Origin of the sequence: Methylosinus sp. C49, from assembly GCF_009936375.1 — a bacterium.
Lineage (GTDB): Bacteria > Pseudomonadota > Alphaproteobacteria > Rhizobiales > Beijerinckiaceae > Methylosinus.
The window spans coordinates 1297501-1310726 of the sequence record NZ_AP022332.1; the positions used below are offsets into that span (position 1 = coordinate 1297501).

The 13226-nt window shown below is 64.3% G+C and carries 10 protein-coding genes, 2 tRNA genes and 2 rRNA genes (1 of these 14 running past the window's edge); 7 read left to right on the top strand and 7 right to left on the bottom strand.

The window, feature by feature from the left end:
* The 3 genes from GYH34_RS06145 to GYH34_RS06155 all read left to right on the top strand — a co-directional run.
* Positions 1 to 2022: ribosomal RNA gene (locus tag GYH34_RS06145) — 23S ribosomal RNA — on the top strand (it extends 832 nt beyond the left edge of the window).
* A gap of 84 nt (positions 2023 to 2106) precedes the next feature.
* Positions 2107 to 2221 (top strand): 5S ribosomal RNA (gene rrf, locus GYH34_RS06150).
* Between the two features lie 140 nt (positions 2222 to 2361).
* Positions 2362 to 2438 (top strand) — tRNA-Met (locus tag GYH34_RS06155).
* A gap of 959 nt (positions 2439 to 3397) precedes the next feature.
* Here GYH34_RS06155 and GYH34_RS06160 read toward each other — a convergent pair.
* From GYH34_RS06160 to sppA, 4 genes are all read right to left on the bottom strand, one after another.
* Positions 3398 to 3473 (bottom strand) — tRNA-Thr (locus GYH34_RS06160).
* Between the two features lie 83 nt (positions 3474 to 3556).
* Positions 3557 to 3907 carry a LapA family protein gene (locus GYH34_RS06165; RefSeq protein WP_161912797.1) on the bottom strand — a complete coding sequence of 117 codons (351 nt, stop codon included), beginning with the start codon at positions 3905 to 3907 and terminating at the stop codon, positions 3557 to 3559.
* A gap of 37 nt (positions 3908 to 3944) precedes the next feature.
* A complete protein-coding gene (gene ihfB, locus GYH34_RS06170; protein ID WP_018264144.1) occupies positions 3945 to 4232 on the bottom strand; it encodes an integration host factor subunit beta in 288 nt (95 codons plus the stop codon).
* A 43-nt stretch (positions 4233 to 4275) separates the two neighbouring features.
* Complete coding sequence (sppA, locus tag GYH34_RS06175; RefSeq protein WP_161912798.1) at positions 4276 to 5250, bottom strand: signal peptide peptidase SppA; 975 nt, start codon at positions 5248 to 5250, stop codon at positions 4276 to 4278.
* A 171-nt stretch (positions 5251 to 5421) separates the two neighbouring features.
* On the opposite strand from sppA, the gene GYH34_RS06180 reads away from it, so the two are divergent.
* Complete coding sequence (locus GYH34_RS06180; RefSeq protein WP_161912799.1) at positions 5422 to 6000, top strand: hypothetical protein; 579 nt, start codon at positions 5422 to 5424, stop codon at positions 5998 to 6000.
* Between the two features lie 135 nt (positions 6001 to 6135).
* Here GYH34_RS06180 and GYH34_RS06185 read toward each other — a convergent pair whose 3' ends face one another.
* A complete protein-coding gene (locus tag GYH34_RS06185) occupies positions 6136 to 6978 on the bottom strand; it encodes a folate-binding protein YgfZ (protein ID WP_161912800.1) in 843 nt (280 codons plus the stop codon).
* 166 nt (positions 6979 to 7144) lie between these two features.
* Here GYH34_RS06185 and GYH34_RS06190 point away from each other — a divergent pair, with 166 nt between their 5' ends.
* Positions 7145 to 8470: a dihydroorotase gene (locus GYH34_RS06190; RefSeq protein ID WP_161912801.1), complete on the top strand. Its 1326-nt coding sequence runs from the start codon at positions 7145 to 7147 to the stop codon at positions 8468 to 8470.
* A gap of 29 nt (positions 8471 to 8499) precedes the next feature.
* Positions 8500 to 9132 carry an FMN-binding negative transcriptional regulator gene (locus GYH34_RS06195; protein WP_161912802.1) on the top strand — a complete coding sequence of 211 codons (633 nt, stop codon included), beginning with the start codon at positions 8500 to 8502 and terminating at the stop codon, positions 9130 to 9132.
* 4 nt (positions 9133 to 9136) lie between these two features.
* On the opposite strand, the gene GYH34_RS06200 is transcribed toward GYH34_RS06195, so the two are convergent.
* On the bottom strand, positions 9137 to 10312 hold the full coding sequence (locus GYH34_RS06200) for a lytic murein transglycosylase (RefSeq protein WP_161912803.1): 1176 nt from the start codon (positions 10310 to 10312) through the stop codon (positions 9137 to 9139).
* A 166-nt stretch (positions 10313 to 10478) separates the two neighbouring features.
* On the opposite strand from GYH34_RS06200, the gene GYH34_RS06205 reads away from it, so the two are divergent.
* Positions 10479 to 10952 (top strand): hypothetical protein, encoded by a 474-nt coding sequence (locus GYH34_RS06205; RefSeq protein WP_161912804.1) that lies wholly within the window; start codon positions 10479 to 10481, stop codon positions 10950 to 10952.
* A gap of 212 nt (positions 10953 to 11164) precedes the next feature.
* Here GYH34_RS06205 and dxs read toward each other — a convergent pair whose 3' ends face one another.
* Positions 11165 to 13096, bottom strand: coding sequence for a 1-deoxy-D-xylulose-5-phosphate synthase (gene dxs, locus GYH34_RS06210; protein WP_161912805.1), 1932 nt, complete (start codon positions 13094 to 13096; stop codon positions 11165 to 11167).
* Positions 13097 to 13226 lie beyond the last annotated feature (130 nt).

The following is a 13226-nucleotide window of genomic DNA, read 5'->3' on the forward strand; positions in this document are numbered from 1 at the left end:
GGTGTCTGTTGAAATAGACTCGGATGACTTGTGGTTAGGGGTGAAAGGCCAAACAAACTCGGAAATAGCTGGTTCTCCGCGAAAGCTATTTAGGTAGCGCCTCGCACGAATACTCCAGGGGGTAGAGCACTGGATGGGCTAGGGGGTCCCACAGACTTACCAAACCTAACCAAACTCCGAATACCTGGAAGTAGTATGCGGGAGACACACAGTGGGTGCTAACGTCCATTGTGGAGAGGGAAACAACCCAGACCAACAGCTAAGGCCCCCAATTCGTGGCTAAGTGGGAAAGGATGTAGAAATCCCAAAACAACCAGGAGGTTGGCTTAGAAGCAGCCATCCTTTAAAGAAAGCGTAACAGCTCACTGGTCTAAATAAGGGTTTCCGCGCCGAAGATGTACCGGGGCTCAAGCCACGAGCCGAAGCTTTGGGCTCGCCGCAAGGCGAGCGGTAGCGGAGCGTTCCGTAAGTCCGTGAAGGGACAGCCGTGAGGCATCCTGGAGATATCGGAAGTGCGAATGCTGACATGAGTAACGAGAAACACTGTGAAAGACAGTGTCGCCGAAAGTCCAAGGGTTCCTGCGTAAAGTTAATCTTCGCAGGGTTAGCCGGCCCCTAAGGCGAGGCCGAAAGGCGTAGTCGATGGGAACCACGTTAATAATCGTGGGCCAGCAGGTGGTGACGCGTGGGGTAAATCGTTCGGACTTACTGGATTGTCCGGGCGGTGAACCCGCGCCAGGAAATAGCCCCTGCATCAGACCGTACCCGAAACCGACACAGGTGGACAGGTAGAGTATACCAAGGCGCTTGAGAGAATGACGCTGAAGGAACTCGGCAATTTACCTCCGTAACTTCGGAATAAGGAGGCCTTCCGTTCGCGCAAGCGGGCGGGAGGGGCACAGACCAGGGGGTGGCAACTGTTTACCAAAAACACAGGGCTCTGCGAAATCGCAAGATGACGTATAGGGTCTGACGCCTGCCCGGTGCCGGAAGGTTAAGAGGAGGAGTGCAAGCTCTGAATTGAAGCCCCGGTAAACGGCGGCCGTAAATATAACGGTCCTAAGGTAGCGAAATTCCTTGTCGGGTAAGTTCCGACCTGCACGAATGGCGTAATGACTTCCCCGCTGTCTCCAGCGTCAGCTCAGTGAAATTGAATTCCCCGTGAAGATGCGGGGTTCCTGCGGTCAGACGGAAAGACCCCGTGCACCTTTACTGTAACTTTGCACTGGCATTCGTGTCGGCATGTGTAGGATAGGTGGTAGGCGTTGAAGCATGGGCGCCAGCTCGTGTGGAGCCACCCTTGAAATACCACCCTTATCGTCATGGATGTCTAACCGCGCTCCGTCATCCGGGGCCGGGACAGTGCATGGTAGGCAGTTTGACTGGGGCGGTCGCCTCCCAAAGAGTAACGGAGGCGCGCGATGGTGGGCTCAGAGCGGTCGGAAATCGCTCGTCGAGTGCAATGGCATAAGCCTGCCTGACTGCGAGACAGACAAGTCGAGCAGAGACGAAAGTCGGTCATAGTGATCCGGTGGTCCCTCGTGGAAGGGCCATCGCTCAACGGATAAAAGGTACGCCGGGGATAACAGGCTGATAACCCCCAAGAGTCCATATCGACGGGGTTGTTTGGCACCTCGATGTCGGCTCATCACATCCTGGGGCTGGAGAAGGTCCCAAGGGTTCGGCTGTTCGCCGATTAAAGTGGTACGTGAGCTGGGTTCAGAACGTCGTGAGACAGTTCGGTCCCTATCTGCCGTGGGTGTCGGAGAATTGAGAGGATTTGTCCCTAGTACGAGAGGACCGGGATGAACATACCTCTGGTGGACCTGTTGTGGCGCCAGCCGCAGTGCAGGGTAGCTATGTATGGACGGGATAACCGCTGAATGCATCTAAGCGGGAAACCCACCTCGAAACGAGTTCTCCCTCGAGAGCCGTGGAAGACGACCACGTCGATAGGCCGGGTGTGGAAGCGCGGCGACGCGCGGAGCTTACCGGTACTAATAGCTCGATCGGCTTGATCGTTCTCATTAATCCATGCCCATCTCCCCAAAGATGGACGCGATCGAAAGACCAATCACAGTTTGCTTCATTCTTGCCCTTTGCCGGCCTGGTGGCCTCGGCGGAGCGATCAGACCCGATCCCATCCCGAACTCGGCCGTCAAACGCTTCAGCGCCAATGGTACTATGTCTCAAGACCTGGGAGAGTAGGTCGTCGCCAGGCCTGCAAAGGGCAAGAGCTTCCTTATCTACGATGCGCGAGCGGGGGAGTAGCGAAGAGCGAGTAGCCGATCCTATTCGCCTTTCGCTACTCCCCCATTCTCGTCAGGCCCAGCCTCGCCCTCTCGAGGCTGCAAATCTCGGCGCGGGGTGGAGCAGCCCGGTAGCTCGTCAGGCTCATAACCTGAAGGTCACAGGTTCAAATCCTGTCCCCGCAACCAGATTCTTAAAAATATCGAAATGGCCCGCCTCTGGCGGGCTTTTTCGTTTGTCGATGCGTGCGAAGGCGTGTCGAGCTGCAACAGGCGCCTCCCGAGCCATCAGGCGACGCCTCGTCTATGCGGCGCGAATGGCCGCGGACAAAGCCGCCGAGGACCAGTCTACGCATTTGCCAGCCGGCCTCGCCGTATCTGTAGGCGTCGAAGTCCCCGTTCCGAGCCGTTCGCATCGTGTCCGGCGCCATGCTTCGCCTCGACGCTTGGTGGCATGGCGGCTCTTGTTGTCGTCGCGCGCGCCTCGGGCGAGGTGGAAGACGAACTGAGGGAAGCGCTCGCTGCCGGGCTCGGGGCGATCAGAGAGCCCGATTGTCGCGCGCCCGAGGCTGGAGAGGCTGCGCCTCTTGGAGAGATGTAGAGCGGGCGCTCGGGGACGCGGAGCCCGAGCCCCTTGGCGGCGCTCGCAGCGCGTCCGAGCGGCGCTGGGTGGTCACCAGCGTTCTCCCATAGCAAACCGGTCTGCGATTCGAATCGCAACCGAGCAAAACCCGCTTTCGCGACCTCGGCGACTTTTTTCTCGACGGAAGGGTCGCGGCCGTCGGCGAGCAGGCGCGCGCCTCCGGCGCTCTTTGAGGGCAATTGAGGGAAACGCCGATCGCGAGCGTCGTCTGGCTTCCCGCGCAGCGATAGGCCATCCGCCAGCGCCTCGCGCCGTCGGGATAAACCCACAATTGGAGACCGCCGCCATCGGACAGCTCGAGCAATGGGGCGCGGGGCTTGCCGGCGCGGAGTTCGACGTCGGTGAGGGGCATGTTGGTATCTGCCGGGACGGGATTTCGCGGAGACCAACAAAAATACCAACGATCGGGTCGGAGACCTACGTGCGCCACAGGACGGCGGTGGACGCTAAATTCCGCCTACTCGCTTGTTTTTAATGGATTTTTGGATGCTTTTGGATGGTGGAATGGTGCCGCAAGAGGGATTCGAACCCCCGACCCCATCATTACGAATGATGTGCTCTACCAGCTGAGCTATTGCGGCGTTCCCTGGACGGGCCGTGGCGCGTCCGACGCGTTCCTCTTAGCGGCGTCGAATGCGTTTTTCAAGCGCCACGGCCGTGTTCGTCAAAGGTCGTTGCGCGAAGAGCGGCCAGGGGCGGCCGAAAGGCTCGCCAGTGCTTGGCCGCGCAGCTGATCCGCCTCAGAACGGGCCTTTTTGGCGTCGGCGCGCGCGGTCTTGGCGGCGCGGCGATAGCGGCCATGCGCCACCCAGGACGACAGGCCGCCCGCCAGCACGCCCAGCGCGATGGCCGCCAGAACCACGAGATAGAGCGGCGCCTCGAAAGACGGCCCGCTCTCGCCCGCGCCCGGAAACGGGTCCAGGAAAATCTTCACCGGCCCGCGATTCGCCACCGCGAAATAGAGGAATACCAGCCCCAGCGGAACAAAGACGAGAATGCGCAGAACCGATCTCATGTCACCTTCCTACTTCGTCCGCCGCCCTACAGGAGGGTCAGCCGTGGGCGTCGTTCAGCCGCTCGCGCATTTCCTTGCCCGTCTTGAAGAAGGGCACGGATTTCTCCTCCACCGAGACTTGCTCGCCGGTGCGCGGATTGCGGCCCGTGCGGGCCTCTCGCCGCTTCACCGAGAAGGCGCCGAAGCCGCGTAGCTCGACCCGGTCGCCGCGCGCGAGCGCCAGTGTGATCTCGTCGAGAATCGTGCTGACGATCGTCTCGACGTCGCGCTGATAGAGATGCCCATTGCGGGCGGCAATTCTTTGGATGAGTTCTGATTTGATCATGCGACGTTCCAGTTCTGCCGACGTGACCGCATCGATCGGAGCCTCAATCGGGCATGGGAGCGTGCCAAATCGCGACCATACCGTCAAGCAGCCCTTGCTGCGCGAGAAGGCCGGCGCGCTCCAGCGCGTCGGCGAAGGCCGAAAGTCCCAGCGTCCGCGACACGGACGCCATCGAATCGACGAGGCCGAGCTTTTCCAGCGTGCTCTTCTCTTTCCAGTCGCGCACCGGCAGCTTTTTGGCGACGCCCTTATTGGCCTCCAGCCATTCGATCGCCTCGCGCTCGCCGCCGAGCTTGTCGATGAGCTTCAGCGGCAGGCTCTGGCGGCCGGTGAAGACGCGGCCGTCCGAGACCTTGGCGAGCTCCTCGTCGGTGAGCTTGCGGCGATCCTTCACCAGCTGCTTGAACCAGTCGTAGGAGTCGGTGACGAGCGCGGCGATGGCCTCGCGCGCGGCGTCGCTGGTCGGCTCCAGCCCATTGGGCGCGGCCTTCAGCGGGGAGGATTTCACCTCCTCCACCTTCACGCCCACAGTGTCGAGCAGACGCGAGACATTGGGGAATTGGAACAGCACGCCGATCGAGCCGACGATCGAATTGCCTTGAGCGAAAATCTCATCGGAGGCGATGGCGGCAATATAGGCGCCCGAGGCGGCGAGCGTCCCGACGACGGCGACCATGGGCTTTTTCTCGGCGAGGCGGCGCAGCTCGTCATGGAGCTTCTCGGAGCCTGTCGTGGTGCCGCCGGGGCTGTCGATATTCAGCAGCACGGCGCTCGCATGTGATTCGCCGACGGATTTGATGAGATCGAGCGTGGCCTTGTCGCCGGTGATGAGGCCGCTGATCGACAGGCGGGCGATATGGGGCGACAGCTTGGCGGCCGGGCTCGGCCCGCCTTCGCCGAATCGCGCAAAGGCCGCGAGGCCGGCGAGGGCGACGGCGACCACGGCTAGAACGCGCCAATAGCTGAGCTTGCGGCGAAGGCGGCGACGATCGATCAGATATTCATTGGGAAGCGACATGCCGGGGCTCGGGCTCGACAGAAAGGGGCGCGACACTCGTGAGACTAGCCTGTTTCGCGCCGGGAGGGAATCGGCCGCGCGCATTCGCGCCGCTCCATCGATCGAATTGCAAAATCGCATAAAAAATTGCAGTTTCGTCACAGATCGGAAGCCTCGTGGAGCATAGGGAAATTGGTCTCGCCTCGCCTTTGTTCGCGTCTCGCTGTCGCGCTCGCCCTCGCCGGCGCCGCTTTTTCCGCCTCCGCGGCGAAGGCGGCAGGCTGGCATTATTACGACCCCGAGTGTCCCATCGCGCTCGGCGCCGACAAGGCGATGAAATTCGTCGCCATGCAGCCCAAGAAGAACATCGACCGCGTCTGTGACGTGCTCCCAGATACCGGCGCGACGGTGATCGCGCTGGACGCGCCGGACGCCGAGCTGCGCGAGATGAATTGGGATATTCGCGTCGTTCGGGATGTCGAAGGCGATGGCGAGCCGGCCGAGAGCGACACTGTGCTGCGCCTGCCATTGCAGAAGTTTCGCAATGGCATGGTCAATTTCGATGTCAATATTCAGACGGCGGGCAAATATGCGCTCTACGCGCGCCTCGCGAGCGACGACGGCGCGAAGCAGCTCGTCGGCCGCCACCATTTCACCGTGGGGCTGATCGACAATACGGAATTCTATGCCTACGTCTTTTTCGGCCTGCTGGTGGCGGGCGTCGGCGGACGTTTCGGCTATGTCGCGTTGAGGAAGAGGCAGGCCGCCTGACGGCTGCGGGCGTTTTTACCTCCCCCTCGAGGGGGAGGTCGACCCCGAGTCTTTCGCGTCAACCCCCACCCCGTCCGGCTTAACGCCGGCCGACCCTCCCCCTGAAGGGGAGGGTGGATGCGCCCCTGTCGCCGCTCAGCCTTCCACCACGGTAAATTCCAGCGGCACGCCATTGGCGAGCGGCGTGGAGCCGCCGGCCTTGGCGTCGGCCAGCCGGTCGAGACGGATCAGCGCCAGACCTTCGCCGCCCACGGCCGAGCCGGTGACGCCGATTTCCACCTCGCCGGCCTTGATCGTCGTGCCCGGCGCCGGGGCCGCGCCCTCGGCGTGGAAAGTCGCGACGCGCTTGCGCACCGGGCCGCGGTGCTTCATGCGCGAGACCACCTCCTGGCCGAGGAAGCAGCCTTTCTTGAAATCGACGCCGGCGAGGCGGTCCATATTCGCCTCATGCGGGAAGGCGTCGCCATAGACGAAATCGAGGCCGCCCTCGGGCGCGGCGGCGGCGATGCGCTTGGCGTCATAGGCGTCGCGCGGCGCGGTGGCGAGCGTTCCGGCGATCTCGCGCGTCACGAGGCCGCGCCAGCCGAGGCTTTCCGCGCGGGGGTCCGCCGCGAGGGCGATGGCGTCGATCGCCGGCTTGGCGGTCGCCTCCGGGAAGGCGACGCTGGCGTAATCGGCGCTGCGGTCGGTGATCGTCACGGCGGCGCGCAGCTTGTAGAATTTCAGGCGATCGAGCAGCGTCTCCACCATATTGGACGCGCAATCGAGCAGCAGCACGAGCCCATCCTCGCCGGCGCGGGCGAAGATGAAGAAGTCGACGATGATCTTGCCCTGCGGCGTGAGCAGCGCCGCAAAGCGCAGCTCGCCGGCCTCGATGGTCTTCACATTCTGCGTCAGAATGCCGTGCAAATATTTGGCGGCGTCGGGGCCTGCGACCTCGACGACGCCTCGATCCGAGAGAAGTGTGGCGCTGGTCATTGTCCGATGTGCTCCAAATGAGGTCGGCGAACCGACAGGCGCCTCTCGCGAGCGCAGCGCGGGTTCCGGCCCGCGCCAATCTGCGCTAGATCGTCTCGAAAGGGCGACGCCCCGTTCGCGTCGAAACTCCACAGTCCCGGCGACACCTGCAAGCGAGGCGCCACCCATGCCCAAGACATTCGACATGATTCTCGCCGGCGGCACGCTCGTCAATCAGGATGGCGTCGCGCCGCGCGATATCGGGCTGCGCGACGGCAAGATCGCCGAGATCGGCGACCTCGCGCAAGCCTCGGCGGGCGAGCGGATCGATTGCGCGGGCCTTCATATATTGCCGGGCGTCATCGACACGCAGGTGCATTTTCGCGAGCCCGGCCCCACCCATAAGGAAGATTTGGAGACCGGAACCCGCGCCGCCGTCCTCGGCGGCGTCGTGGCGGTTTTCGAAATGCCCAACACCAAGCCGCTGACCACCAGCGCCGCCGAGCTTGCCGACAAGGTGGCGCGCGCCTCGGGCCGCGCGCATTGCGATTTCGCCTTTTGGGTCGGCGGCACGCATGAGAATGCGAAAGATATCCCCGAGCTCGAGCGCCTGCCCGGCGCGGCCGGCATAAAGGTTTTCATGGGCTCGTCCACCGGCTCGCTGCTGGTCGCCGACGACGCCGGCGTCGGCGAGATTCTCTCCAAGACGCGCCGCCGCGCCGCCTTCCACAGCGAGGACGAATATCGCCTCGAGGAGCGCAAGCCGCTTCGCGTTCCGGGCGACCCCAGCTCGCATCCGGTCTGGCGCGACGAGATCACCGCGCTGCGCTCCACCGAGCGGCTTTTGCGCATCGCCCGCGAGAAGGGCGCGCTCGTGCATGTGCTGCATATATCGACGGAGGAGGAGATCGAGTTTCTCGCCGGCCACAAGGATATCGCCAGCGTCGAGGCGACGCCGCATCACCTCACGCTCGATGCCCAAGACTATTTGCGGCTCGGCACTCTGGCGCAGATGAATCCGCCCGTGCGCGACGCGCGCCATCGCGAGGGGATTTGGCGTGGCGTGACGCAGGGGATCGTCGATGTGCTCGGCTCCGACCATGCGCCGCATACGCTCGAGGAGAAAGCCAAGCCCTATCCAGAGAGCCCGTCCGGCATGACCGGCGTGCAGACTCTGGTGCCGACCATGCTGGACCATGTGAACGCCGGCCGGCTCACCTTGCAGCGCTTCGTGGACCTCACCAGCGCCGGGCCGGCGCGCCTCTTCGGCCTCGCCGGCAAAGGCCGCGTCGCCGTGGGCTATGACGCCGATCTGACCGTGGTCGATCTGAAACGCCGCGAAACCATCCGCAACAGCTGGATCGCCTCGCGCTGCGGCTGGACGCCCTATGACGGGATGGAGGTGACGGGCTGGCCCGTCGGAACGATCATTCGCGGCGCGCGGGTGATGTGGGAGGGCGAGCTGGTCTCGCCCTCGCGCGGCGCGCCGATCCGGTTTCAGCAGGCGTTGTGACAGGCGGCAGTTCTTGTCGAGAAGGTGAGATGTATCTGCCAGACCTATTCCACGAGCAAGATTTCGAGACGGTCGCCGGCCTGATCGAGGCGCATCCGCTCGGCGCGCTCACGCGGATCGTGAATGGCGCGATCGTCGCCGATCACATTCCCTTTCTCTTCGACGCGAAGGCCAATGTGCTGCGCGCCCATGTCGCGCGCGCCAATCCGCTGTGGCGGGATTTCGATCCCGCCAGCGAGGCGCTGGCGATCTTCGCCGGCCTCGACCATTATGTGACGCCCTCCTGGTATGCGACGAAGCGCGAGACCGGAAAGGTCGTGCCGACATGGAATTACGAGGCGGTCCATGTCCATGGCCGCCTGCGCGCGATCGAGGATGCGGCTTGGATTCGCGCTTTGCTGCGCGATCTGACGGCGCGTCACGAATCGACGCGGCCCGCGCCCTGGGCGCTCGAGGATGCGCCGGATGGTTTCATCGACGCCATGCTGAAAGCGATCGTCGGCATAGAGCTGTCGATCACGCGCATAGAGGCGAAGCGAAAGCTCAGCCAGAACCGCAACGCCGCCGATCGCGCCGGCGTGATCGCCGGGCTCGAGGCGGAGGGCGGCGAGACGGCCGAGGGAATGGCGAAGGCGATAGCGGCGCTGGACCGGAAAGCCTGAGGCTTCACCGCCCCCGCAACGCATCCAGCGTCTTCTTGCCCGCCCGGCCATCCGCCTTCAGCCCGGCGCGGCTCTGGAAGTCGGCGAGCGCTTCCTTGGTCTTGGTTCCGATTACGCCGTCCGGCTCGCCGACGGCATAGCCCTGGCGATTGAGCAGGGCTTGCATCTCGCGGCGCTCGGCGCGGGAGAGGCCGGGGTCGTCGGTCGGCCAGGGCGCCTGAATGCCCGGGCGTCCGCGCAGCTGGTCTGACAGCACGGCGATCGCCAGCGCGTAAGATTCGGCGGCGTTGTAGGAATAGATGGCGTCGAAGTTGCGCGTCACCAGAAAGGCCGGGCCGTTGCGGCCGGCTGGCAGCAGCAGCGCCGCCTGACCATCGCCCAATCCGCCGCCGTCGAGCCGCGTGATCCCGCGCGCGCCCCAAGCCGACATCGGTTGCCTCGTCGTGCGGCCGGAGGGGCCGCTATAGCCGGAAGGCACGCTCACCTCGAAGCCCCAGCGCAGGCCCGGCCGCCAGCCGGCCTTGCGCAGGAAATTGGCCGTGCTGCCGAGCGAATCGGCCGCCGAGCTGGCGATATTGCGGCGTCCGTCGCCGTCGAGATCGACCGCCGTGGAGAGGAAGGTGGAGGGCATGAATTGCGTATGGCCGAAGGCGCCGGCCCAGGAGCCGTTGAACTCCTCCGGCGCAATGTCGCCGCTCTGCAAAATCTTCAGCGCCGCGATGAACTCGCCTTTGAAATAGTCGTTGCGGCGCGGCGCCTCGCAGACGAGCGTCGCCAGCGACTGCACGACGCTGCGCTTGCCGAAATTCTTGCCGAAATCCGATTCGACGCCCCAGACCGCGACCACGGTCGCCGGATCGACGCCGTAACGCTGCTCCGCCGCATGCAGAGCGGAGGCGTGCTGCCGCATCATGGCGCGGCCTTCCTCGACGCGCTCCTCATCGACGAGGCCGGCGATATAGTCCCAGATCGGCGTCTTGAACTCGGGTTGCTTGTCCATGAAGCTCGGGGCGTCATTGGGCTCGAGTCCATTGGTCGCGCTGTCGATGATGCGCTGCGACACGCCCGCTCCGGCCGCCGCATGGCGCAGGCCGGCGAGGCAGGAGGCAAAATCGGCGCGCGCCGGCGCGGCGCAGAGGAGAAGGGCGAGAACCGCCGGGAGCTTATGCGAGATCTTCATGAGCGGATGCTAGGAACCTATGGTTACTGCTTCGTTGCCGCGATCGTCCGTTTCGGTTCATTTCGGCGCGGAGATCGGCTAATTTGAGGCCCAAGCCCGCGCGGAGACGGGCGGCGACGGCGCCCGGCCCAAAAATGGCGCGACACACACAATAAAGAGGAACCCCATGCTCTCGAGACTGCTCGCGCTGACGCTCGTCGTCGCGCCGCTCACCATCGACCACGCCGCCGCTATCTGCTGGTTCGGCTGTCCCGATCCGACCGAAGCCAATGCGCGGCAGATTTTCGACAATCTGCTGAAGCAGCGCTTCGACAAGCCCGGAAAAATTCTCTCCTTCAAGCAGACCATGACCGAGCGTCTGGAGATGCACGCCACCGGCGAGAAAGGCTTCGAGCTGTTCTTCAACGCCTCGGTGCAGTTTCCAGAGGGCGCCAATCTCGAATGCAAGCCGGATGACGCCGGCAAGTTTCCCGATGGCTGCTCGCCGAGCAAGCATTATGTGACCGCGCCGCGCAACAGCGATCCCAAGGGCAAGCAATTTGTGGCCCCCGGGGAGACGATCGCTTTCGATGAGGAATATCGCTTCTACGCAGACGGCGACGGCTGGAAGGGCCCCGACGGCGTCGTCTACAAGCAGTAGAAAAGGGCGGAATTCACCTTCTCCCACTCGTGGGAGAAGGTGGCCCTCGCGTCAGCGAGGGTCGGATGAGGGCGCCTCCAGAAGGCGAGGACTTCATCGACTGATTGCGACGAGATTTCAGGCGTCCTGATGGACCCTCATCCGACCCGGCTTCGCCGGGCCACCTTCTCCCGCGCGCGGGAGAAGGAAGTCGCGCGGTCAGATTCTGCGGATCAGGCGATCAGCGCGCGGGCGGCGCCGCGCTCGTCGCCGAGCGCCTCCAGGGCCTTGGCCACTATGGCGCGGGCGTCGAGGCCGGCGCGGGCGAGCATCACGTCCTGCTTGTCATGGTCGATATAGAGATCGGGCAGGATCATAGAGCGGAACTTGAACGTCCCACGCGCGCCGTCCAGCGCGCCATGCTCCGACAGGACTTGGAACGCCTGCGAGCCGAAGCCGCCGATCGAGCCTTCCTCTATCGTGATGAGGACCTCGTGATTGGCGGCGAGGCGCAGCAGCAGATCGCGGTCGAGCGGCTTGGCGAAGCGGGCGTCCGCGACCGTCGTCGAAATGCCGCGGCCGGAAAGCTCCTTGGCCGCCGTCAGCGCATCGGCGAGCCGCGTGCCGAGCGAGAGGATCGCCACTTTCGAGCCCTCGCGGATCACGCGGCCGCGGCCGATCTCCAGAACCTCGCCACGCTGCGGCAACTCGACGCCGACGCCCTCGCCGCGCGGATAGCGGAAGGCGATCGGGCCTTCGTCGAAGGCGACGGAGGTCGCCACCATATGAACCAGCTCGGCCTCGTCCGAAGGCGACATGAGCACCATGCCCGGCAGGCAAGCGAGATAGGCGATGTCGAAAGCGCCGGCATGGGTGGGGCCGTCGGCGCCGACGAGGCCGGCGCGGTCAATGGCGAAACGCACCGGCAGATGCTGGATCGCGACGTCATGCACCAGCTGGTCGTAGCCGCGCTGCAGGAAGGTAGAATAGAGCGCGCAGAAGGGCTTATAGCCCTCGCAGGCGAGGCCGGCGGCGAAGGTCACGGCATGCTGCTCGGCGATGGCCACGTCGAACATGCGGTCCGGGAAGGCCTTCTCGAACAGATCGAGCCCGGTGCCGGCCGGCATGGCCGCGGTGATGGCGACGATCTTGTCGTCGCGCTCGGCCTCGGCCACCAGGGTCTTGGCGAAGACGCTGGTGTAGGAGGGCGCGTTGGCCTTGGGCTTGTCCTGCGCGCCGGTCAGCACGTCGAAACGATTGACGCCGTGATAGCGGTCCGCCGCGGCCTCGGCCGGGCCATAGCCCTTGCCCTTTTGCGTCACCACATGGACCAGCACCGGGCCGTCGTCCTTGTCGCGCACATTGGTCAGCACGGGCAAGAGATGCTCGAGATTATGTCCGTCGATCGGCCCGACATAATAGAAGCCGAGCTCCTCGAACATCGTCCCGCCGCCTGTGATGAAGCTGCGGGAGAACTCCTCCGCCTTGCGCGCTTTCTCATAGAGGAAATGCGGCAGATGGCGGGCGAGCTGCTTGGCCGTCTCGCGCAGCGTGCGAAAGGCGCCGCCGGAAACGAGCCGGGCGAGATAGGCCGACATGGCGCCGGTCGGCGGCGCGATCGACATGTCATTGTCGTTGAGAATGACGATGAGACGGGAGTCGAGCGCGCCGGCGTTGTTCATCGCCTCATAAGCCATGCCCGCCGAAATGGCGCTGTCGCCGATCACCGCGACGACGTGATTGGCGCCGCCGGAGAGATCGCGCGCCACCGCCATGCCGAGGCCGGCCGAGATGGAGGTGGAGGAATGGCCGGCGCCGAAGGCGTCATATTCGCTCTCGGCGCGCTTGGTGAAGCCGGCGAGCCCCTTGCCCTGGCGCAGCGTGCGAATGCGGTCGCGGCGGCCGGTCAAAATCTTGTGCGGATAGGTCTGATGGCCGACGTCCCAGACGATTTTGTCGTTGGGCGTGTCGAAGACGTAATGCAGCGCGACAGTCAGCTCGACGACGCCGAGCCCGGCGCCCAAATGCCCACCAGTGACGGAGACCGCGTCGATCGTCTCGCGGCGCAGCTCGTCGGCCAGCTGGCGGAGCTGGCCGGGCTGCAGCTTGCGCAGATCCTGCGGCGTTTCGATCCGGTCGAGAAGGGGGGTCTTCGAAGTCGTCAAAGCGCCTACTCTGGTCTGGACGGGCCGAAGGACTCGACCGCAGGTGATCTCATATAGCGGGTCCGCCACATCCGGCAAATGCCGGACCTCGGCAGTTTCACTCTGGCACGGGAGGAAGCGCGCGCGCAAC